General features: G+C 68.3%; 23 protein-coding genes and 1 pseudogene. 14 read left to right on the top strand and 10 right to left on the bottom strand.

What is annotated here, in order from left to right; all coding sequences use genetic code 11:
* Window positions 1–27 precede the first annotated feature (27 nt).
* Complete coding sequence (gene rocD / locus FN821_RS04995; protein WP_131171449.1) at window positions 28–1,275, top strand: ornithine--oxo-acid transaminase; 1,248 nt, start codon at window positions 28–30, stop codon at window positions 1,273–1,275.
* Between the two features lie 97 nt (window positions 1,276–1,372).
* Here the strand turns inward: rocD and FN821_RS04990 are convergent, their stop codons facing one another.
* Window positions 1,373–1,921, bottom strand: a complete 549-nt coding sequence (locus FN821_RS04990; protein ID WP_131171448.1) for a YceI family protein — start codon at window positions 1,919–1,921, stop codon at window positions 1,373–1,375.
* Between the two features lie 284 nt (window positions 1,922–2,205).
* Between FN821_RS04990 and FN821_RS04985 the strand changes: the two genes are divergently transcribed.
* Window positions 2,206–3,495, top strand: a complete 1,290-nt coding sequence (locus FN821_RS04985; RefSeq protein WP_131171447.1) for a citrate synthase — start codon at window positions 2,206–2,208, stop codon at window positions 3,493–3,495.
* Between the two features lie 51 nt (window positions 3,496–3,546).
* On the opposite strand, the gene FN821_RS14190 is transcribed toward FN821_RS04985, so the two are convergent.
* Complete coding sequence (locus FN821_RS14190; RefSeq protein WP_165489248.1) at window positions 3,547–4,062, bottom strand: GNAT family N-acetyltransferase; 516 nt, start codon at window positions 4,060–4,062, stop codon at window positions 3,547–3,549.
* A gap of 40 nt (window positions 4,063–4,102) precedes the next feature.
* Between FN821_RS14190 and FN821_RS04975 the strand changes: the two genes are divergently transcribed.
* From FN821_RS04975 to FN821_RS04965, 3 genes and pseudogenes are all read left to right on the top strand, one after another.
* Window positions 4,103–4,924: an SURF1 family protein gene (locus tag FN821_RS04975; protein ID WP_131171446.1), complete on the top strand. Its 822-nt coding sequence runs from the start codon at window positions 4,103–4,105 to the stop codon at window positions 4,922–4,924.
* Between the two features lie 17 nt (window positions 4,925–4,941).
* Window positions 4,942–5,307, top strand: a pseudogene (locus FN821_RS04970) (DUF3817 domain-containing protein); the annotation flags it as partial.
* Window positions 5,308–5,398: 91 nt separating this feature from the next.
* On the top strand, window positions 5,399–6,103 hold the full coding sequence (locus tag FN821_RS04965; RefSeq protein ID WP_131171445.1) for a hypothetical protein: 705 nt from the start codon (window positions 5,399–5,401) through the stop codon (window positions 6,101–6,103).
* 137 nt (window positions 6,104–6,240) lie between these two features.
* Here FN821_RS04965 and FN821_RS04960 read toward each other — a convergent pair whose 3' ends face one another.
* The gene (locus tag FN821_RS04960) at window positions 6,241–7,170 is read right to left on the bottom strand and encodes a ParB/RepB/Spo0J family partition protein (RefSeq protein ID WP_131171444.1); all 930 of its coding nucleotides are present in this window, start codon (window positions 7,168–7,170) and stop codon (window positions 6,241–6,243) included.
* 16 nt (window positions 7,171–7,186) lie between these two features.
* A complete protein-coding gene (locus FN821_RS04955; protein ID WP_421958039.1) occupies window positions 7,187–8,095 on the bottom strand; it encodes a ParA family protein in 909 nt (302 codons plus the stop codon).
* 663 nt (window positions 8,096–8,758) lie between these two features.
* On the opposite strand from FN821_RS04955, the gene FN821_RS04950 reads away from it, so the two are divergent.
* The 6 genes from FN821_RS04950 to FN821_RS04925 all read left to right on the top strand — a co-directional run bounded on the left by FN821_RS04950 (window position 8,759) and on the right by FN821_RS04925 (window position 14,835).
* Complete coding sequence (locus FN821_RS04950; protein WP_165489247.1) at window positions 8,759–9,874, top strand: AAA family ATPase; 1,116 nt, start codon at window positions 8,759–8,761, stop codon at window positions 9,872–9,874.
* The gene (locus tag FN821_RS04945) at window positions 9,871–11,130 is read left to right on the top strand and encodes a vWA domain-containing protein (RefSeq protein WP_131171442.1); all 1,260 of its coding nucleotides are present in this window, start codon (window positions 9,871–9,873) and stop codon (window positions 11,128–11,130) included. The genes FN821_RS04950 and FN821_RS04945 overlap by 4 nt, the downstream gene beginning before the upstream one ends.
* Window positions 11,131–11,301: 171 nt before the next feature.
* Complete coding sequence (locus FN821_RS14185) at window positions 11,302–12,087, top strand: hypothetical protein (protein ID WP_165489246.1); 786 nt, start codon at window positions 11,302–11,304, stop codon at window positions 12,085–12,087.
* A gap of 88 nt (window positions 12,088–12,175) precedes the next feature.
* A complete protein-coding gene (locus tag FN821_RS04935; protein WP_131171441.1) occupies window positions 12,176–12,643 on the top strand; it encodes a nucleotidyltransferase domain-containing protein in 468 nt (155 codons plus the stop codon).
* 77 nt (window positions 12,644–12,720) lie between these two features.
* Window positions 12,721–12,981, top strand: a complete 261-nt coding sequence (locus FN821_RS04930) for a HepT-like ribonuclease domain-containing protein (protein ID WP_131171440.1) — start codon at window positions 12,721–12,723, stop codon at window positions 12,979–12,981.
* 42 nt (window positions 12,982–13,023) lie between these two features.
* Window positions 13,024–14,835, top strand: coding sequence for a DEAD/DEAH box helicase (locus FN821_RS04925; RefSeq protein WP_241660102.1), 1,812 nt, complete (start codon window positions 13,024–13,026; stop codon window positions 14,833–14,835).
* 126 nt (window positions 14,836–14,961) lie between these two features.
* Here the strand turns inward: FN821_RS04925 and rsmG are convergent, their stop codons facing one another.
* Genes rsmG through rpmH form a run of 6 tightly spaced genes read right to left on the bottom strand, consistent with a single transcriptional unit; the run spans window position 14,962 to window position 18,184 of the window.
* A complete protein-coding gene (gene rsmG / locus FN821_RS04920; RefSeq protein ID WP_165489245.1) occupies window positions 14,962–15,621 on the bottom strand; it encodes a 16S rRNA (guanine(527)-N(7))-methyltransferase RsmG in 660 nt (219 codons plus the stop codon).
* A 1-nt stretch (window position 15,622) separates the two neighbouring features.
* A complete protein-coding gene (locus FN821_RS04915; protein ID WP_338324570.1) occupies window positions 15,623–16,252 on the bottom strand; it encodes a Jag family protein in 630 nt (209 codons plus the stop codon).
* Between the two features lie 34 nt (window positions 16,253–16,286).
* Entirely contained in the window at window positions 16,287–17,369 is a 1,083-nt protein-coding gene (gene yidC, locus FN821_RS04910) for a membrane protein insertase YidC (RefSeq protein ID WP_131171541.1), read from the bottom strand.
* Between the two features lie 48 nt (window positions 17,370–17,417).
* Window positions 17,418–17,678 (bottom strand): membrane protein insertion efficiency factor YidD, encoded by a 261-nt coding sequence (gene yidD / locus FN821_RS04905; RefSeq protein ID WP_241660101.1) that lies wholly within the window; start codon window positions 17,676–17,678, stop codon window positions 17,418–17,420.
* A gap of 7 nt (window positions 17,679–17,685) precedes the next feature.
* Window positions 17,686–18,024 carry a ribonuclease P protein component gene (rnpA, locus tag FN821_RS04900; protein WP_131171439.1) on the bottom strand — a complete coding sequence of 113 codons (339 nt, stop codon included), beginning with the start codon at window positions 18,022–18,024 and terminating at the stop codon, window positions 17,686–17,688.
* A 22-nt stretch (window positions 18,025–18,046) separates the two neighbouring features.
* Entirely contained in the window at window positions 18,047–18,184 is a 138-nt protein-coding gene (rpmH, locus tag FN821_RS14440; RefSeq protein ID WP_131171438.1) for a 50S ribosomal protein L34, read from the bottom strand.
* Between the two features lie 308 nt (window positions 18,185–18,492).
* Between rpmH and dnaA the strand changes: the two genes are divergently transcribed.
* The 3 genes from dnaA to dnaN all read left to right on the top strand — a co-directional run bounded on the left by dnaA (window position 18,493) and on the right by dnaN (window position 21,573).
* On the top strand, window positions 18,493–19,881 hold the full coding sequence (gene dnaA, locus FN821_RS04890) for a chromosomal replication initiator protein DnaA (RefSeq protein ID WP_131171437.1): 1,389 nt from the start codon (window positions 18,493–18,495) through the stop codon (window positions 19,879–19,881).
* A 184-nt stretch (window positions 19,882–20,065) separates the two neighbouring features.
* A complete protein-coding gene (locus FN821_RS04885) occupies window positions 20,066–20,311 on the top strand; it encodes a hypothetical protein (RefSeq protein ID WP_131171436.1) in 246 nt (81 codons plus the stop codon).
* A 101-nt stretch (window positions 20,312–20,412) separates the two neighbouring features.
* Entirely contained in the window at window positions 20,413–21,573 is a 1,161-nt protein-coding gene (dnaN, locus tag FN821_RS04880) for a DNA polymerase III subunit beta (RefSeq protein ID WP_131171435.1), read from the top strand.
* Window positions 21,574–21,579 lie beyond the last annotated feature (6 nt).

Raw genomic sequence — 21,579 nt, 5'->3', positions numbered from 1 at the left:
ACCCAGATTCACGAAGGGGCACCCATCATGGCGGCTAGCGCGCGGTCGGCACGGCAGCAGCAGGCGATCGATCAGGTCGAGACGTTCAGCGCTCACAACTATTCACCCCTCCCCGTGGTGATCGCCGAGGCGGACGGCGCGACCGTCGTCGACCTCGACGGCAACACCTACCTCGACTGCCTTGCGGCCTACTCCGCGGTGAATTTCGGCCACCAGAACCCCCGCCTGCTCGCCGTCGCCGAGAAGCAGCTGCGCACGCTGACGCTGACGTCGCGCGCCTTCTACAGCGCCCCCTTCGGCCCGTTCGTCGAGGCCCTCGCGAAGATGTGCAACAAGGACATGGTCCTGCCCATGAACTCCGGCGCCGAGGCCGTCGAGACCGCCATCAAGACGGCCCGCAAGTGGGCGTACGAGGTCAAGGGCATCCCGGACGGCCGCGCCGAGATCATCGTCATGGACGGCAACTTCCACGGCCGCACGACCACGATCATCTCCTTCAGCGATGACCCGGACGCCCGCGACAACTTCGCGCCCTTCACCAGCGGCTTCGTCTCGGTGCCCTATGGGGACGCCGTCGCCGTCGAGGCCGCCATCAACGAGAACACCGCCGCCGTGCTGATCGAGCCCATCCAGGGCGAGGCCGGCGTCGGCATCCCGACCGAGGGCTTCTTGAAGGCCGTCCGCGAGATCACCGCGCGCCGCGGCGTCCTGATGATGGCCGACGAGATCCAGTCCGGTCTCGGTCGCGCCGGCGAGACGTTCGCCTGCGACCGCGAGGGCGTCGTCCCGGACGTCTACATCCTCGGCAAGGCGCTGGGGGGCGGCATCATGCCGCTGTCGGCCGTCGTGGCGGACGCCGACATCCTCGGCGTCTTCCAGCCCGGGCAGCACGGCTCCACGTTCGGCGGCAACCCGCTGGCCTGCGCGATCGGCTCCGAGGTCATCGACATGCTGGCGACCGGCGAGTTCCAGGAGGCCTCCCGCGTCCAGGGCAAGAAGCTCGGCGACGCCTTCCGCGCGCTGATGGCCAAGGGCTACCTGACCGAGGTCCGCCAGGCCGGCCTCTGGCTCGGACTCGACGTCGAGCCCTCGCTCGGCACCGCCCGCGAGCTCTGCTACCGCCTGCTGGCCAAGGGCATCCTCGCCAAGGACACCCACACCAAGACGATCCGGTTCGCTCCCCCGCTCGTCATCACGGACGCCCAGGTCGACGAGATCATCGCCAAGACGACCGAGGCCTTCGAGGAGGCCGCGGCCCAGCGCGACGCCAAGTAGCCCACGAAGCAAGCAGGACGCCCCCGCAACCATCACAGGTTGCGGGGGCGTCTGCCGTCTGGCAACGGACGCCGACGGCGTCCGAAGTCCTAGCGGATCAGGCCTGCTTGATCGCGGAGACGTCGAACTCGAGCACGATCTTGTCGCTCACGAGGACGCCGCCGGTCTCGAGGACGGCGTTCCAGGTGAGGCCGAAGTCCTTGCGGCTGACGTCGACGCGGCCCTCGAAGCCGATGCGGGTGTTGCCGAAGGGGTCCTTGGCCTCGCCGGTGAACTCGAACGGGATGGCCACCGAGCGGGTGACGTCCTTGATCGTGAGGTCGCCGGTCACCTCGACCGTGGAGTCGTCCACGATGTCGAAGCCGGTGCCCACGAAGGTGATCGTCGGGTAGGTCTCGACGTCGAAGAAGTCGGCGGACTTCAGGTGCCCGTCGCGGCCAGCGTCGTTGGTGTTGACGCTCGCAACGTCGACGACGACCTTCAGGCTGGACGCCGCGGGCTCGGCCCCGTTGATGGTCGCCTCGCCGGTGAACGCGCTGAAGCTGCCGCGGACCTTGGTCACCATCGCGTGACGCGCGATGAAGGCCAGGGACGAGTGCGAGGCGTCCAGGACGTAGGTGCCCTGCAGATCGCGGATGGTGCTCATGAAGTGCCTCCTGAAAAGAATCGGTTGAAGTCTCAACAACTCCGACTCTAGGCCCAGTTCATTGAAGTGTCAACTACCTGGGCTCAGGCTTCACTCAGGGCCGATCGTCGATCCAGGGGACGCGACGCGCGGCGTCCACAAGCCTTTCCATCTTGAGGTCAAGTATCTCGACGTAGGCACATCGCGATGCCATGATGGGAGAACTTCGCCGGGGGTGCTCCGGCGCCGCAGCCGCAGGTAGTCTGACCAGCGTAAGCAGGGCTGCTTCAATGAGGAGGAGAGCTATGACAACCCCCGCCACGATGAGCCACGGGGATAAGTCCCTCGAACTGCCGTTCGTAGAGGCGACCCAGGGCAACAACGGCTTCGACATCAGCAAGCTGATGGCGACCACCGGCGACACCACGTTCGACATCGGCTTCGCCAACACGGCAGTCTGCAAGTCGGCCATCACCTACATCGACGGGGACGCGGGCATCCTCCGCTACCGCGGCTACCCCATCGAGCAGCTGGCCGAGAAGTCGTCCTTCCTCGAGACCGCCTACCTGGTGCTCTACGGCGAGCTGCCGACCCAGGAGCAGCTGAGCACGTTCAACGACGACATCAGCCACCACATGGTGATTGACGAGCGCATCCGCGAGATGTTCCGCATCTTCCCGCGCCGCTCGCACCCGATGCCGGTCCTCAGCGTCGGTGTCACCGCCCTCGGCCTGTTCTCCGAGGACACCATTGGCTTCACCGAAGAGAAGCTGGACGCCGCCACCAAGCGCCTGATGGCCAAGCTGCCCACGCTGGCCGCCTACGGCTACAAGAACTCGATCGGCTCGCCGACCCTGTTCCCGGACTACTCCCTGAGCTACGTCGAGAACTTCCTGCGCATGTCGTTCGGCTCGGTGACGCGTCCGTACGAGTTCAGCGACGAGGTCACCAAGGCCCTGGACGTCCTGCTGATCCTGCACGCCGACCACGAGCAGAACTGCTCGACGTCGACGGTGCGCCTGGTCGGCTCGGCGCAGACGAACCTGTACCAGTCCATCGCGTCCGGCATCAACGCCCTGCACGGCCCGCTGCACGGCGGCGCCAACCAGGCCGTCCTCGAGATGCTCGACGACATCGCCGACCGCGGCATCTCCGTCCAGGAGTACGTCAACCGCGTCAAGGACAAGAACAGCAACGAGCGCCTGATGGGCTTCGGCCACCGGGTCTACAAGAACTACGACCCGCGCGCCGCGATCATCAAGAAGCACGCCGACGCCATCCTCCGCGGCCACGACGGCAACGACAAACTGCTGGACATCGCCCTGCAGCTCGAAGAGGCCGCCCTGAACGACGACTACTTCATCCAGCGCAAGCTGTACCCGAACGTCGACTTCTACACGGGCCTCATCTACCGCGCGATGGGCTTCCCGACCGACATGTTCACGGTCCTGTTCGCGATCGGACGCCTCCCCGGCTGGATCGCCCAGTACCGCGAGATGCAGGCCGACCCGACGAACAAGATCGGACGCCCGCGTCAGATCTACGTCGGCGAGAAGGAGCGCAACTACGTCGCCATGGGCGAGCGCAGCAACTGAGCAACGCCGAAACAGGACGCCCGCCGGCACCCCGGCGGGCGTTCTGCCTTGTCAGGGGGATGTTCGCTGGACGCGTCCGGCTGGCTGCGGGCGCTGCCCCGGACGCAACAGCTGCCCAAGCCGCGCGACGGCGTCCGCTAGCAACTCGGCGACGGGGACGGTTCGGCGCAGCTCGATGCGCCACTGGACGCCGCCCACGTGCTCTTTGAAGCCGACCCGCTCCAGCCAGCCGGCTGGCAGGTGGGCGCAGTCGGGGCGTCCGAGCGTGCCGTAGGCGATCAGGCAGCGCCCCCCCTCGGCGACGAGCAGGGCGCAGGCGCGCTGCACGAGCTGGGTGCCGATGTGCTCGCCGACGTCGTCCGGGCTGACCCAAAGGCGTTCGATCACGGACGCCCCCGCCGGGCAGAGGTCGCGTTCGGCGTCCGCGGCCCCGAGGACGAGGACGCCGACGGTGCGGCCGTCCCGGACCACGGCGAGGCCGCGCTGGGCCGCGTCCGGGCAACGCCCACACCAGGGGCAGGTGAGCGCGGCGACGTCGGAGGGCGCCAGGGTGACCAGCGTTCGCATCGCGCTCCGTTCGACAGTCCGTCAATGGGACTATAGGCGGGTGACCGCACGCCCACGACTGACCCGACGAGGCGTCCTGGTGCGCCAGGCGCTGTGGGTCGGCGTCGGCTTGGCCGTCGCCGGCGTCATGCTGCTGCTGGGCGTCTGGCAGATGCAGCGCTCGATGGACAGCGGCGCGGCGGCCATCGCCGCGCGCGCCGCGGAGCCGCCGTCGCCGCTGCTGAACCACATCCATACCGACGGCACGTTCGACGACATCTACGGCAAGCCGGTGACCGTCACCGGCGAGTACCTACCCGGCCAGCAGCTGCTCGTCGTCGCCAAGGACGGCACGGTGCGCGTCCTCACGGCCTTCAAGGTGGCCGACGGCCGGGTCGTCCCGATCGTCCGCGGTGCGGTGTCGAGCCGGGACGCCGTCGCCGCCGCTCCCCCGCCGGCCGGCGTCCAGACCGCGACCGGGCTGTTCCTGCCCGGCGAGGGGGACGCGGAGTGGTCGGTCGCGTCCGGCGAGCTCGGCAGCGTCCGGATGCCGTTGTTGGCTCAGCGTTGGCCCCAGCAGGTCACGCCTGGGTTTGTGACCTTGGACGCCGCGGGCGCGGCCGCCCAAGGGCTGGCGGCGGCGTCCGTCACGCTGCCGCAGGGCGAAAAGTCGCTGCAGAACGGCTCGTATGCGCTGCAGTGGTGGCTGTTCGCGGCGTTCGCACTCGTTTTTGGGCTGAAGCTGGCGCACTCCGTGGGCGAGGCCGATCGACGCGCGGCCGAGGCGGAAGCTGCGGCGGAGGCGTCCGAATCGGCGCCGCTGGGCGCAGCGGCTAACGTGGTCCGGGATGCCGCCAACGGGGCGGGCCGAGAGGAAGTTTGATCGTGGGGCTGTTCCCTGACACCGAGCCGGATTTCGAGCCCGACGAGGTGCCCTCGATCCGGAAGTCGCTGCTGTTCTACCGAGTGATGGCCTGGGTGGTCGGGATCATGCTGGTGATCTTGGTCTGCGTCGGTATGCCCCTGAAGTATCTGGGCGGCATCGGCTGGGTCGTGATGTATGTCGGGATCGCCCACGGCTGGCTGTATCCGATCCTGTTGATTGCCGCCTACAACCTCGGACGACGCGTCCAGTGGCCGTGGCAGCGGCTGCTCGCGATCGCCCTGGCGGGGACGGTGCCGTTCTTGTCGTTCGTGGCAGAGGTCTCCGCGACGCGTGACGTCCGCAACCGAATCATAAGAGTTTCTCAGGAAACCATTGGTTGACGCTCACGCGTCCAGTAGGTTGAGTGCTTTTGGAGGACCGCACTTGATAGACCTCGATCGCCCGGGCAGCGGGCCGCGTAGACGCGCGCCATTGGGGCTGCTCGTCGGCATGGTTGTCGCGGTCATCGGCGCCCTCAGCGGGCTCATCTTCGTGATGAGCCAGGGGGTTGGGCGCGCCCCCACGACCGCCAAGGTGTCAGCGGTTCCGACCGTCGTCACGATCGGGGCCATGCCGACGCTGAGCCAAGCCCCGTCGCTGACGTCCCTCACGCCGAACGAGGTCAGCACCTCCGAGCCGTCGCCGACCCCGTCCGTGGTGACGCTCGCTCCGGACGCCTGCCCCGCAGGTGACTTCTCGGGGAACGCCTATGACGGGTCCTGCGGAACCGCACCGGCACCCACGTCCGCGGCTCCGGACTCGTGCCCCAAAGGCGACTACTCCGGTTCGGCGTTCGACGGATCGTGCGGAACAAGGCCGGTGCCCACCCGGACGCAACCGGCGATCGACGTGTGCCCCAACGGTGACGTCAGCGGCAGCCCCACGGACGGCTCCTGCGGCACGATGCCGACGGTGGTCGTGACGTCGTGCCGCCTCGTGCAGGGTCCTGGGAGCCAGGGCGCCGAGGTTGTCGCGCGGGTGACCAACCCCGTTCACGTTCGGTTCAAGCTGACGCTCACGGTGAGCGGCGACTCTCAGGGGCTTCCTCCCTCCAACGCCGACGGGAAGGACTTCAGCTACGTCAGCAAGAAGGCCAAGGTCGCCGAGGCGTGTTCCGCCCGCCTCACCGTCGGGTGATCTGGGGGCGCTTCGCAGTTCTGGAGGCCGCCCCGGGCAAAGCCCTCATCCGGGTTGAGGTCCGCGACGATGTTCAACACGACGCCGGCGATGACTCAATTGTGCTGAAAAGTATGAAGCGCTATATCGATAAACTGCTAGAGCGCTGTGTCGATTCCGGATCGCAGGACATTGAGAATCCGACCGAGGTCATCTTCTGAAGCGAAATCGATGGTGATCTTGCCGCGGTGCCTGCCCATGGCGACATTGACTCTCGTGTCCAGGATGTCCGTCAGACGCTCCCCCAGCTCGGCGGCGCGCGGGTTGATGGTCCGCGGTTGGCTGGTTCGCTGCTGGGCGCGACCCTTGGTACCGACGGCCACGATCTCTTCGACCGCGCGGACGCTGAGACCCTCGGCCACGATGCGCTGGGCCAGACGCTCTTGGTCGGCTTGATCGTTGAGCGCCAGCAACGCGCGCGCGTGGCCGGCGGACAGGACGCCGGCCGCAATGCGCCGTTGGACCGGTGCGGGCAGCTTGAGCAATCGGATGGTGTTGGAGATCTGCGGCCGAGAGCGCTTGATGCGACCGGCCAACTCCTCCTGAGTACAGCCGAAGTCGTCGAGCATTTGCTGGTAGGCCGCCGCCTCCTCCAGCGGATTCAGGTTGGCTCGATGCAGGTTCTCCAGCAGCGCATCGCGAAGCAAGTCAGCCTCCGCGGTGTCGCGGACGATGGCCGGGATGGTGGGCAGACCGGCCGCCTTGGTCGCGCGGAGTCGCCGCTCCCCCATCACGAGTTCGTAGGCACCGTCCGGAAGCGGCCTCACAACCACCGGCTGCAGTAAGCCGACTTCCTTGATCGACTCCACCAACTCGGCGAGATCGTCTTCGTCGAAGACGGTACGCGGCTGCTTAGGGTTGGGCCTGATCTGGTTGACATCGATGTCTGCGAAGTGCGCTCCCAGTTCCGATGCTCCGACGGGGGCGTGGGTTTCCGAGGTGGCCGACTGGGTTTCGGGCCCGGTGGCCCTGATCAGGTCACCCAGGCCGCGCCCAAGGCCGCCGTGACGTTTGGGGGTCGTTGCCATGGTCGTTGTCCTTCTCTCAGAGGTGGGCGCCACGTTCGGCGATCTCACGTGCCGCCGTGAGATAGGCCTGAGCTCCCGCCGAGGCCAGGTGGTAGCTGAGCACAGTCTGGCCGTAGCTCGGCGCCTCCGCGACGCGGACGGACCGCGGGATAGCGGTGGGCAGCGTTTGCGCGGCGAAGTGCTGGCGAACCTGGTCCGCGACCTGCGACGAGAGGTTCGTGCGTGCATCAAACATGGTCAGCAGGACGGTCGTGAGGCGTAGATCATCGTTGAGTCGGCCCTTGACCAGGTCGATGGTGCGCATGAGTTGCGTGACCCCTTCCAACGCGTAGTACTCACACTGGATCGGGATCATGATCTCCCGCGCGGCGACGAGCGCGTTGAGAGTGAGAAGGCCCAGGGATGGGGGACAGTCGATCAGCACGTAGTCCACGTAGTACTTCGTGAAGAAGTCGGCCAGGGCGTTCCGCAGCCTTGTTTCACGTGAAACGGTGGCCACCAGCCCGATCTCAGCGCCCGCAAGATCGATCGTCGCCGGCACGACCCAGAGACCCGGAATGTCCGGACAGGACTGCAGTACCGATTCGACCGGTTCACCGTCGACCACCACCTCGTAGGTTCCCCGCACCCCCTCCTGGTGCTCCACTCCCAACGCGGTGCTCGCATTTCCTTGAGGGTCCATGTCCACGACGAGAACCTTGAGTCCGCCCAACGCCAGCCCGGCCGCAATGTTCACCGCCGTCGTCGTCTTCCCCACGCCACCCTTTTGGTTGGCAATGACGATCACCCGCGGCACTGCAGGGCGGGGGAGCGCGGTCACCGTTTCACGTGAAACATCGATCGCCAGATCATCGGGGGTCAGGGGCGCGGCGGTGGCAAACTCGTCTTCATCGAAGGCGACTCGTCGTGCGGAGCTATTCGACACCACAAACCCCTCACTGGCTCTGGACCCCGCCGAGCCTACCAAGTGCAATGACGAACCCGATCACCTAGTCAAGACCCTGTGGACAGTGCGAATCGCGTGCTCACGAACGAGACGAGCCTAGCCCAGCCGCCCCACGCCGTGCGTTCCCAACATGGCTCACGCACCGACTCAGTACGGCTGGTCGGGTATCCGACAAGCCAGCTCTCCCTGGAATCGCGCGACGACATCAGCCGGCTCCGCCGGGCTAGAAGAGGTGGGCCGTTCAGCCGAGCGGCCGATCAAGCGGCGCCACGGCCCGGTCACGATTGGTGATCAACCCGGCAAGGCTCAACCCCGCACTCCGATACGCAAGCCCAAACTCGCTATAGCTCTTTCTCCTTTTCTCTCTTTGTCGCTTTCTCGCTTCCGACGAAATCCACACCTGTGGGTGATCCTGTGGATGAACTACACGCCTGTCATTCAGACCCGCCCGCACCGGGGTCCAGCAAGCAGCCGCGCGTCATCGCACCCAAGCAGGCGGAACCCGCCCGCGACGCATACACCCGGCCCCACGCACCCGGCGCCTGCACACCTGACCCCCAGCACGGACTGACGCCCAAGGCGTCCGGACCTATGCTGAAGCGCGATCCGCCGACCAGACCTCGGCGGGCTAGGGGAGGCGCCATGATCCGCGGTCGCGCAGAGTACGAGAACGTGCTGCAGGCCATGGGGATCTGCCTGTCGTGCCGCATCCCGGCGCTGCTGTGGGGCGACCCTGGCCAGGGGAAGACGGCGGTCGTTGAGTCCGCCCGGGCGTCCGGCTGGCACGTCGAGACTCTGATCATCAGCCACTACGAGCCTTCGGACTTCGTGGGGCTGCCCATGCTGATCGACGGCAAGGTCGAGCTCGCGCCGCCCGCCTGGGCCGTCCGGCTGCGCGACCACGACGGCCCGGCGATCGCGTTCTTCGACGAGTTCTCGACCGCGTCTCCGGCACTCCAGGCCGCGGCGCTGCGCCCGCTCACCCACTACCAGGTGGGCTCGCTCCAGCTGCCGCGTACGGTCTCGTTCCTGGCCGCCGCGAACCCCGCGGACGTCGCCGCGGCCGGCTGGGAGCTGGCCGCACCGACCGCGTCCCGCTTTGTTCACCTCGACTGGGAACTGCCGCTCGAGGTCTTCGCCGAATCGCTGGTGACCGGCGTCTGGCCAGCGATGCCGGTCTACGAACTCCCCACTGACTACGCCGAACACCTCGGACGCCAGCGCGTTCTAGTGTCGGGCTTCCTCCGGGCTCGCTCGGCGCTCCTCACGTCGATCCCGAGCACGGCCCTCGATCGCGGCAAGGCCTTCCCGAACCCGCGCACGTGGGATTACGCCGCCCGCCTGCTCGCCCTCGCCGCCGCCATCGACGCCCCCGAGGCCGTCAGCCGCTTGCTCGTCGCCGGCTGCATCGGGGACGCCGCCGCGAACGAGTACCTCGCGTGGGCCTCGGCCCTGGACCTGCCGGACACGGACGCCGTCCTCGCCGACCCGCGCGCGGGCTGGTTCGCGGACCAGCGTCCCGATCGGGTCTACGTCACGCTGCAGGGTGTCGTCGCGCGGGCCGCCGGCGACCCCGCCCACTGGGCAGCGGCCATCGACGCGTGCTGCGCGGCGGCGTCCGAGAACGCGGTCGACCCGGCCGTGCCGGCGATCCGGGGGCTGCTCCGGATCCGCCCCGCGGACGCAACGCTGCCTCCCGACATCATGGTCTTCGCCCCCGTGCTCTCCCTCGCCGGCCTGCTGCCCGACCGACCGTGACCGAGCTTTCGGACGCCGTCGCAGCCGCCAAGCTGCGGCTGGTCAGCGCGGGGGCGTCCGACCTGCCCTACCTGTCCAAGGGACTGTATGCCCTTGTCACCGTGCCATCGGACGCCGTCGCCACCGTCGCGGCCGACGAACAGTGGCGCCTGTACGTCAACCCGACGTGGGCCAGCGACCACCCGATCGACGACCTGGCCCGCGAGATCGCCCATCAGCTCTGGCACCTCCTCTTCGACCACGCCGGACGCGCCCGCGCCGCCGGTGTCGACGCTGCCAACGCCGAGGCGTGGGGTGAGGCGTCCGATCTGGCGATCGTGGACGCCGTGGGTGCGGTCGGCGCCGTCCCGGCCTGGCTGATCGAGCGAGCCAGGAAGCTGCGCCTGCGGCGTCCCGATCTCGACAACCAGGCCACCGCCGAACAGCACTGGGCCAAGCTCAGCGGCGCCGTGGCCATGCCGCCCGACACCGAGGAAGGCGAGCCGGACGCCGAGGCGCGGGGGAGTGAGGGGTCGGCGTCCGACGGACTGCACCGCGAGTGGGAACTGCCCAGCGAGGCCGGCGTCGGCGGATTGGACGCCGCGGCCGCGGACCTCGTCCGGCGCTCGGTCGCCGAGTCTCTGGCCCACTGGGCGGACGGACGCCCCGGCGAGATCCCCGGCGAGCTGGCCCGCTGGGTGCGCGCGACCCTGAATCCACGGCTGCCGTGGGAGCAACTCCTCGCCCAGGCCACCCGCCGCGGACTCGGCTGGACCTCCGGGCGCACCCACACCACCTACACCCGGCCCAACCGGCGGGCGGCGTCCGTGCCGAACGTGGCACTGCCCGGCTGGCGGCGGGCGACCCCGTCGGTGGCCTGCGTCATCGACACGTCCGGCAGCATCGGCGACGAGCTGCTCGGACGCGCGCTCGCCGAGGTCGACGGGGCGATCCGGGCGCTGGGCGTGGCGGCGTCCGGCATGACGATCTTGACGTGCGACGCGGCGGTGCACGCCGTCCGACGCGTCCGGCGCCTCCCTGACGACGCCCTCGTCGGGGGCGGCGGCACCGACCTGCGCGTGGCGCTCACCGCGGTCGACGGCCTGCGTCCCCGACCGACGCTGACCGTGGTCTTCACTGACGGACTCACTCCCTGGCCGGACGCCCCACCCACCGGCAGCGCCGTCGTCATCGCGCTGCTGCTGCGCCCGGACGCCGACGCCCCCGAGACGCCGTCCTGGGCGACGACGATCGAATGCCGAACGGACCTGAGCTGACCCCTTCGGTCACGGAGCTGCTTTGCTGGCGGAGTTGTTGTTGCTGGGGAACAGCAACTCCGCCACTAACCCGCGGCTCCCGCTCACTTGGGCCGCCGAGGCGCCCGACGTTGACCGCGGGACGCCTCCGGGCGTGAGATGGTCGCTCACGACGCGAGACCAGGAGGATCGATGAGCGCGCTGCCCAGCAGACCCGTCCTGCCTGCGTCCGGGGTGACCTTCGACGTCGTCTGCCCGGAGCCCGCGGGCGGGCGTCCACATGAGGTGACGATCACCCCCGACTGGCGCCTCCTGCACCCCCACGACCTGGACGCCGAACGCGTCGGCGTGGCCCTGGGGGGCCAATGCCTCTGCGTCGCACTGGCCGACCACGCCCTCCCGGCCGTGCGCGGCTACCTGGCGCATCGCCTGCGTCTCGACGTCGCCCAGGTCGCGCACGCGGTCGACCGCTCGTGGCAGATCGGCGCGCGCGTCCGGCGGTGCTGCGACGAGCCTGGGTTCCCCACCGTCCGGGACGCCGCCGCGCACCTGCGGCGTCCGCGGCATTGGGCCCTGCGGTTCGGCGCCAGCACCGCGCTAGTCACCGCCGTCGCCCAGCGCATCCTGGACGCCCTCGCCGCCGCCGACCCGACCGTCGGGCTGGACCAGGCGATCGACCAGCGCTGCCCAGCGTCCGACGTCTCGGAGTTCCTGGTCGAGCCGTACGGGCTCTCCATGCTCTGGGACGCCGGCGTGCACCCTTGTCTGCTGCCGGAGTTGGTGGGCTCGGACGGACCCTTGTCAGTGAAAGACGTGCTGGCAAGGGCCTATGCGCGCGTCGAGAACGCGCCGTACATGTCGGGGGCCCGCATCACCGGCACCTGGCCGCAGTGGGGGATCGCCTCGGCGGGCCACACCATCGAACAAACGGCCGAACTGCTGGATCCGGCGCACGGCGAACTGCCCCCGCTGCGCTGAGGGTCTTCAACCGGACGACGCCCCCGTTCTGCCCTCTTGCCTCCTCCATTCCGGGCGTCTGCTCTATCGCACTTGCTATATTTCACGCATGACGGTGCTCTCAGAGATCGCTCGGCGATCAGACGAAGCGATCGCGGCTGCTCGCGCGGAGCTCGTCCGCGCGGTGCGCGAGGCTTCAGCGAGGGGAATGACCCAGCAGCAAATCGCCCAGCACATTCGGCGCAGCCAATCAGAGGTGTCCCGCCTCCTGCACTTTCACGGGACGACCCCGTTGGCCAGGAAACTCCGGGCCCACGCGGGCGAGATCCATCGGGAGGTTGGGGCCATGGGGGGGCGGAACGTCAGAGTGTTCGGATCGGTGGCACGCGGTGACGACCGCGACGAGTCCGACGTGGACCTCCTCTTCGACATGAGGCGGCCACTCAGCCTGATGGAGCTGGGGGCACTCGAAGCACGTCTGTCGGCGCTGTTAGGGGTGCCGGTCGACCTGGTGCCGGAGTCGAGTCTGAAGCCCGCGGTCAGGTCGAGGGCAACCACCGAGGCGGTGCCGCTCTAAATCGCACTGACCGTGAACTCCTCACCGATGCGCTCGCCCACCTCGATCTTCTGAGCGGCCACGCAACGGCCGGTGAAATGAACTCGCAGCTCGTCCTGGACGCCCTGTGCATGCGGCTCTCTGCAGCACTCGAAGTGCTGCACCGCCTGGATGAGCCGACCCGCGAGCGCCTATTCGGTGGAAACTGGCGGTTGATGTGGGGCATGAGGAATCGGATCGCTCACGGCTATCTCCTCATGGACCCAGCCATCATCCTGCGGACCGTCGCCATCGACGTCCCCGGCATCGTGACCGCGATCCGCACCGAGCTGGACGATCCCCCCTCGGCGTCCGACTAACCCGGAAGAGCCAAACGGCGCCGGAGTCAGTACCGTCTAGGGGTGAACACAGACATCGACGCCCAGCCCAGCGACGAAACCGAGAGCGCGGAGGCGTCCGAGACCATCGACTCCGGACCGACGTTCGCCGACCTCGGCCTCGACGAGAAGCTGCTGAAGGCGATCAAGGAGGCGGGCTACGAGTCGCCGACGCCGATCCAGGCGGCGACGATTCCCGCGCTGCTGGCCGGACGCGACGTCGTGGGCCTCGCCCAGACCGGCACCGGCAAGACGGCCGCGTTCGCCCTGCCGATCCTGGCCCGGCTGAACCCGAAGGCGAAGAAGCCGCAGGCGCTGATCCTCGAGCCGACCCGCGAGCTGGCGCTGCAGGTCTGTGAGGCGCTCGAGAAGTACTCGTCGCACCTGCACGGCATCCATGTGCTGCCTGTGTACGGCGGCCAGGGCTACGGCGTCCAGCTGTCGGCGCTCGCCCGCGGTGTCCACGTGGTCGTCGGCACCCCCGGACGCATCATGGACCACCTCGAGCGCGGCACCCTCGACCTATCCGAGCTCCGTTTCCTCGTGCTCGACGAAGCAGACGAGATGCTCAACATGGGCTTCGCCGACGACGTCGAGACGATCCTCTCCGACACCCCGGCCGACAAGCACGCCGCGCTGTTCTCGGCGACGATGCCGCCGCAGATCCGCAAGCTGGCCGCGCAGTACCTGACCGATCCCACCGAGATCAACGTCAAGGGCCAGACCGCCACGGCCCCCAACATCACCCACCGCTACCTGATGGTCAGCTACCCGCAGAAGGTGGACGCCCTCACCCGCATCCTCGAGGTCGAGAACTTCGAGGGCATGATCGTGTTCGTCCGGACCAAGAACGAGACCGAGACGCTGGCCGAGAAGCTGCGCGCCCGCGGGTTCTCCGCGACCGCGATCAACGGCGACCTCAACCAGGCGCAGCGCGAGCGGACGATCAGCCAGCTCAAGGCCGGCAAGCTCGACATCCTCGTCGCGACCGACGTGGCCGCCCGAGGCCTCGACGTCGACCGGATCAGCCACGTCGTCAACTACGACATCCCGACCGACACCGAGAGCTACGTGCACCGCTCGGGCCGCACCGGACGCGCCGGCCGCTCGGGCGAGGCCATCTCGTTCGTCACGCCCCGCGAGCGCCACCTGCTCCGCTCGATCGAGCGCGCGACCGGCCAGACGCTGACCCACATGCCACTGCCGAGCGTCGACGACATCAACGCCACTCGGCTGAACCGCTTCGACGAGGCGATCACGGCCGCTCTGGCTGGCGACAACATCGACTTCTTCCGCGACGTCGTGGCCCACTACGTCAACGAGTTCGACGTCCCCGAGGTGGACGTCGCCGCCGCGCTCGCCGCCGTCCTGCAGGGCGACGAGCCGATGCTGCTCGAGCCGGAGGCGTCCAAGCCCGCCCGCTTCGACGAGTCGTCCGGACGCCGTGGCGACTTCGCCGCCGACCGGCCGGCGCGTCCGGCACGCGCGGACCGCGGGCCGCGCGGCGAGGGCGGACCGCTCACGGCGTACCGGATCGCCGTCGGCAAGCGGCACAAGATCACGCCGCGCCACATCGTGGGAGCGCTGGCGAACGAGGGCGGGCTCAAGCGCGAGGACTTCGGCCACATCGACATTCGCGCCGACCACTCGCTGGTCGAGCTGCCCACGCAGCTGGCCCCCGAGGTGTGGGCGGCGCTCAAGTCGACCCGGATCTCGGGCAAGCTCATCGAGCTGACCCTCGACGACGGACGTTCGGGCAAGAAGTTCGAGAAGAAGTTCGATCGTCACGACGGTGGCAAGCCGAAGAAGAAGTTCCGCAAGGACTGGACCTCCTGACCCGGCGAGCATGACCTTGGAGCGCTACCCCGTCCCCACCGAGCCGCCGCGCTACGTCGAACCGCCACGCAAGGTGGACGGCCGCGGACGCTCCCGCTGTGCGAGGTCGTGGAGGCCTGAGGGGTCCTAGCTCAAAACGACGACGAACGTCTCCTCGACGTCCCGATGGGGGGTGACGGACGCCACCCGTCCCGACAGCTTGCGGCGCGCCAGCACCCGGTCGAGAGCGTCGACCTCGGCGGCAGCCGACTGCCCCTTCAGCGCGACGAGGCGCCCGCCGGGTTGGAACAGATGGGCCGTCCAGCCGAGCAGCCGATCGAGCGGGGCGACCGCCCGACAAGTGACCACGTCGTAGCGGCCCTTGTGCTCCTCCGCGCGGCCGCGGACGACCCGGACGCGATCGTTCAGCCCCAGCTCGTCGACGGCCAACTGCAGGAACTTGGCGCGGCGCTCCAGCGGCTCAAGCAGGGTGATCTTCAGGTCCGGACGCGCCAGCGCCAACGGAATCCCCGGCAACCCGGCCCCGGAGCCGACGTCGACGACGGCCGACCCGTCCGGCACGAATCCCGACACGGCCAGGGAGTTCAGCACGTGCCGCGGCCACAGGCGCTCGGTCTCGCGGGGACCGATCAGCCCCCACTCAACGCCTCGCCCGGCCAGGATCGAGACGTACTGCTCGGCCAGCCCGACCGCCGCTCCGAACAGCTCGGACGCCGCCGCGGGCGTCGCGCCCGGGGCGTCCGGACGCGACCCGACCCCGGACGGGGCCGCGGCGTCGGCGTCCAACTCAGGCCTTGGGCATCACGACGACGCGACGGTTGGGCTCCTCGCCCTCGGACTCGCTGACGAGCCCAGCCGCCGCGATCGCGTCGTGCACGATCTTGCGCTCGAAGGGGTTCATCGGCGACAGCCGGACCGACTCGCCCGAGCCCTGCACGTCGGCGATCGCCTCCGCGGCCAGGGCCTGCAGCTGCGTGCGGCGCTTCTCGCGGTGGCCGGCGATGTCGAGCATGAGGCGCGAGCGATGCCCGGTCTCGGTCATCACGGCCAGGCGGGCGAGTTCCTGCAGCGCCTCGAGCACCTCGCCGTTGCGCCCGACCAGCATGGCCGCGTCGGTGATGATCGAGACGTGCGCGCGGCCGCCCTCGTTGTAGGTGTCGATGTCACCGTCGAGGTCGGCGATGTCGAGCAGACCCTCGATGTAGTCGGCCGCGATCTCGCCCTCGTTGGTCAGCGCCTCGTCGCGCTTGCTGCGCGCCGGCTTGCCGTCCTCGTCAGCCTCGTCGTCCTCGTCGCCATCGTCGTCGACGACGTCGGACGCCTCCGGCTCGGCCTCGGCGTCGGTCAAGATGTCGGCCACGACCTCATCGGCGTCCGACTCGGTGGAGACGCCCTCGGGCATCAGTTCGTCGCTCATGTCACTCCTCGTGCAGGTTCCCGCCGTCGGCGGGTCAGGACTTCTTGCGGGCAGCGCGCGGGCGCTTGTTGGGCTGCTGCCGGGCGATGTTGCGCCGTTCGCCGTTCTCGTCGGACGCCGCAGCGCCCGACGTCGGCGGCTGGCGGTAGGTGGTCGTGGTGGCGTCCGTCGCCGGGGACGAGGTGGAGCGCGTGGTGCCCTGGCGGGCGACCTTCGTGGGGTCGGCGGCCTCGGTGGCCTTGGGGCGACGATCCATGCCGAGGCGCTTGCGGAGAATGGCCTCCGGATCCTTGCCGCGGGCCCGCATGCGCTCTTCCCAGTCGATGTAGGCCGGGGTGTTCGGCGTCGGGGCGTTGTGGATCAGGATGTACTGCTGGGCGAGCGTCCACAGGTTCGAGGCGAACCAGTAGAGCATGACGCCGATCGGGATGCTGATGCCGAAGAACAGGTAGCTCAGCGGAAGGATGTAGAGCATCGTCTTCTGCTGCTGAGCCAGCGGGCCGGTGAGGGCCTCCGGGGGCATGTTCTTGCGCATCATGTGCAGCTGCGTGAAGAACAGCGTCACCACCAGGCCGATGATCAGGAGGCCGGCGAGCACCTGATTGGGGCCGAAGCCGCCGTCCATCGGCATGAACTTGCCGGCCAGGGACGCCCCGAAGAGCGTCGAGTTCCGCAGCGAGTGCACCAGGTTGGGGTTGTCGACGAAGAACTGGCCGACGGGGACATTGTTGGACACAGCGTTCAGCACGTTGAACAGGCCGATGAAGATCGGCATCTGCAGCAGCAGCGGCAGGCATGAGGCGAAGGGGTTGACGCCCTCCTCCTTGTACATCTTCATCTGCTCTTGACCGAGCTTCTCCCGGTCGGTGCCGTACTTCTCCTGCAGCGCCTTCATCTTGGGCTGCAGGAGCTGCATCTTGCGCGAGCTGTTGATCTGCCGCACGAAGAGCGGGATCATCGCGACCCGGACAACGATCGTCAGGCTGACGATCGAGAGCAGCCAGATCAGGCCCGAGTCGGGGTTCAAGAAGTGCGAATAGAGCCAGTGGAAGCCGACGACGATGCCCGAGATGGCCCAGTAGATGGGCTGCATCATCGCGTCGAGGCCCTTGCCCATGTCGGCCCAGAAGTCCAACAGGGTCAGCAGCGGCTGAAGGTTCATGAGTTACCTCGCATGTTCGGTCCCGGGAACGGGGTCGTAACCGCCGGCTGACCAGGGGTGGCAGCGCCCGAGGCGCTTCACCGTCAGAACGGAACCCTCCCAGGCCCCGTGGGTCTGCACCGCCTCCAGCGAGTAGGCGGAACAGCTGGGATGGAACTTGCAGACCTGCCCGTACAACGGGCTGATCAGCAGGCGGTACAGCTTGAGAAAGCCGATGATCAGGTACTTCATCGCGCGTCCCGGTCGGCCCTGGACGGGCCACATGACGTCATCATGCGGCCAGCTTGGTCAGCGCGGTGGCGTAAGCGGAGCGGAAGTCCCCTGCCAGATCCCCGGTCGTGGCCTGGGGTAGCGCCCGGACCACGATGTCGACCGAGCTCTCGGCGTCCGACGAAAAACTGGACGCCGCGAGGTGCCTCAGCCGCCGCTTGACCCGGTTGCGGGTCACGGCGTTGCCGACGGCCTTGGAGACGACGAAGCCCGCACGCGATGGCGGGCTCGAGGTTCGAAGGGCGTGGATGACCAGTGTCTCGCGACCAACCCGGACGCCTCCGCGCACGCAGGCACGGAAGTCGTCCGAGGACGTCAGCCGCGATCGTGCAGGGAGCACCGGGACGCCTCAGGCTGGCAGGTCAGCCGGCCAGGCGTTCGCGGCCCTTGGCACGGCGGGCGGCGAGGATGGCGCGACCCGCGCGCGTCCGCATGCGAAGACGGAAACCATGGGTGCGGCTGCGACGCCGGTTGCTCGGCTGGAAAGTGCGCTTGCTCACGCCAATCTCCCCACTCTTAGATCGTGTTCGGATCACTGCGACCACTGCGGACACAGGCGTCGCCAAGACAGCGACTTGCCAACGATACGCGTACGGCACTCTGACCGGCAAACCGAACCCCTGGCGCGGCGTCCGTCGAGACGACACGCCGTAGAACATGAAGATTCTCAGATTCCGTTTGCCAGGGTCGCCCCACGTGAGTAGCGTTCTCGCCTACGACGGGTCGTCACCCCCACCTGGAGTGATCACCCCGGCCTATCTCCACATCCTGTGGACAACGGTGTGGACAGCGGGTGTAAAGGGGTGGCATGGCTGACGACCTGGATCCCGAATTGCGCACCATTTGGGATCACCTGTGCGCCAGCGCCGACCCCTCATATCTCGGTTGGCTACGCCTGATGCGTCCGCTCGCCCTGCATGACAGCACCCTGATGGCGGCCGTCTCCAACGACTTCACCCGCAACCGCATCGAGAGCCGGCTGCGGTCCTGGATGGAGGACGAGCTCACCGACCTGCGGGGGCGTCCGACGGCTCTGGCGGTCACGATCGATCCGGACCTCGAACACGAGCTGGCCGAAGAGGAACGGGCCGAGGCGGAGCAGCTGCCGATCCCGGTGCTCACGTTCGGCCTGGGCAACACGGCCCCGCGGCCAGCGTCCGGCAACGGCGACCGGCTGAACCCGAAGTACACGTTCGACAATTTCGTCATCGGCTCCTCGAACCGGTTCGCGCAGGCCGCCGCGATGGCCGTGGCCGAGCAGCCCGGGAAGGCGTACAACCCGCTGATGATCTACGGCTCGTCCGGGCTGGGGAAGACGCACCTGCTGCACGCGGTCGGGCACTACGTCGCCACCTACGCCGAGGGCCTGCGGATCAAGTACGTGTCGACCGAAGAGCTGACCAACGACTTCATCAATGCGATCTCGGACAACAAGACCCCCGAGTTTCGGCGCAACTACCGCGACATCGACGTGCTGTTGATCGACGACATCCAGTTCCTGGAGTCGAAGATCCAGACCCAGGAGGAGTTCTTCCACACGTTCAACACGCTGCACAACGCGCAGAAGCAGATCGTGATGACCTCGGACCGTCCGCCGAAGGCCCTGGAGGCGTTGGAGCCCCGGCTGCGCAGCCGCTTCGAGTGGGGGCTGCTGACCGACATCCAGCCGCCCGACCTCGAGACGCGCATCGCGATCCTGCGGAAGAAGGCGTTCGCCGAGCACCTCACCGCCAGCCCGGACGTGCTCGAGTTCATCGCCAGCAAGATCCAGACCAACATTCGCGAGCTCGAAGGCGCGCTGATCCGGGTGACGGCGTTCGCCAGCCTCAACGGCCAGCCCGTCGACATGTCGATCGCCGAGGCCGTGCTGAAGGACCTCATCCCCGACGGCGAAGAGATGCCGATCAACCCGCTCGCGATCATGTCGAACGTCGCCAACTACTTCGGCGTGACCGTGGACGACCTGTGCTCCGGCAGCCGGACGCACGTCCTGGTCACCGCCCGCCAGATCGCCATGTACCTCTGCCGCGAGATGACCGACCTGAGCCTGCCCAAGATCGGTCAACTCTTCGGCGGCCGCGACCACACCACCGTCATGCACGCGGACCGCAAGATCCGCCAGCTGATGAGCGAGCGCCGCTCGGTCTACAACCAGGTCACCGAGCTCACCAACCGCATCAAGAACGCGTCGCGCTAGTCCGTCCGTTCCCTTCTTGAGCTGGACGCCGTGGGCCGCTTCGCAGCAGCACGCGCTGAGCTATCGCTGGCCGAGCTTGACGAAGCTGCAACCTGCCGGGGCTTCGACAGGCTCAGCCCACGGATCCCTTCGCTCGGTCGACTGATGACTCACGCTTAGCCAACGATCGTCTCCTTGATCGGCGTTGCCGCTGAGCCCTGCGTCGGCGTCCGATCTTGGTCGCCAGGATCGACGCCGTCGGCGTCCGCACAACTCTGGGGAGAACTCGGACGCCCTGTGGAAACCGGACGCGACGTCCGCGCCCGTCCACATCTACTACCCGTGTAGTTCGAGGTTGTCCACATCGGACGCCTCCGCCGACACGCCTGCTGACCAGCCCGGACGCCGCTCGTCCACCGAATCCACAGCAGTGACGATGAAGAAGAAGTAATAGACATCTCTTCTCTTCGAAGTAACCCGGACGCACAACTGTGGGCGAAGCGGGCCACGCCGATATGATCCGAAGAACCGATCGACAACGCAGGAGACGCCGTGAAGATCCGACTCGAACGAGACGTGCTGGCTGAGGCCGTTCAATGGGCGGCGCGCAGCCTGCCGAATCGTCCCAGCGTGCCGATCCTCGCGGGCTTGCGCGTCGAGGCGCGTGGCGATCAGGTCGTCTTGTCGAGCTTCGACTACGAGACGTCGGCCAAGATCGCGGTCCCGGCGAAGGTGTCCGAAGAGGGCGTCGCGCTCGTCTCCGGCAAGCTGCTCGCCGACATCGCCCGTTCCCTGCCGGCCAAGCCTGTCGACGTCGCCGCGGACGCCTCGAAGATGGAGCTGACCTGCGGGTCCGCCCGCTTCACGCTGCAGCTGCTGCCCGTGACCGAGTACCCCGAGTTGCCGACGATGCCGGAGTCGTCCGGCACGATCGCGTCCGATGTCTTCGCCCAGGCCGTGTCGCAGGTCGTCATCGCGGCCGGACGCGACGAGCTGCTGCCCGTCTTCACCGGCGTCCGCATCGAGATCGAGGGCGACACGCTGTCGCTGCTGGCCACCGACCGCTACCGCATGGCGCTCAAGGAGATCACCTGGTCGCCGGGCTCGGCGCGCGCCGAGGGTGCGGCGCTCGTCCCCGGACGCGTCCTCAGCGAGACCGCCAAGTCGATGACGAACGGCGAGCAGGTCACATTGAGCCTGGCCGGCGGTGAGTCCGGCGACGGGCTGATCGGCTTCGCCGGCGACGGCGCCCACGGCGTCCGGGAGATCACGACGCGCCTGCTGGACGGGGAGTTCCCGAAGGTCCGGCACCTGATGAGCGTGACGCCTACGCTCACCGTCCGCGCCAACACCCAGGAGATCATCGCGGCCGTGCGTCGCGTGGCCCTGGTCGCCGAGCGCAACACGTCGCTGCGCATGCTGATCGCGGACGGCGCCATCACGCTCGAGGCCGCCACGGGCGACCAGGCCCAGGCCGTCGAGGCGCTTGAGGCCGTCGTCGAGGACCACACCGGTCAGGGCCTGTCGATGACCGCCGCCGGGTTCAACCCCCACTACCTCGCGGACGCCCTCAACGCGCTCGACACCCCGTACGTGAACTTCTCGTTCACCGCCCCGGGCAAGCCCTGTCTGCTCATGCCGTTGGCCGACCTGGACGGCGAGCCGTCCGGGGACTACCGCCACGTCATCATGCTGATGCGCCTGCCCTCTTGATCCGCG

The organism is Propioniciclava tarda (assembly GCF_900182665.1).
GTDB lineage: Bacteria > Actinomycetota > Actinomycetes > Propionibacteriales > Propionibacteriaceae > Propioniciclava > Propioniciclava tarda.
The sequence above is the reverse complement of the archived record's forward strand: the minus strand, read 5'-3'. Positions and strand labels throughout refer to the sequence as shown.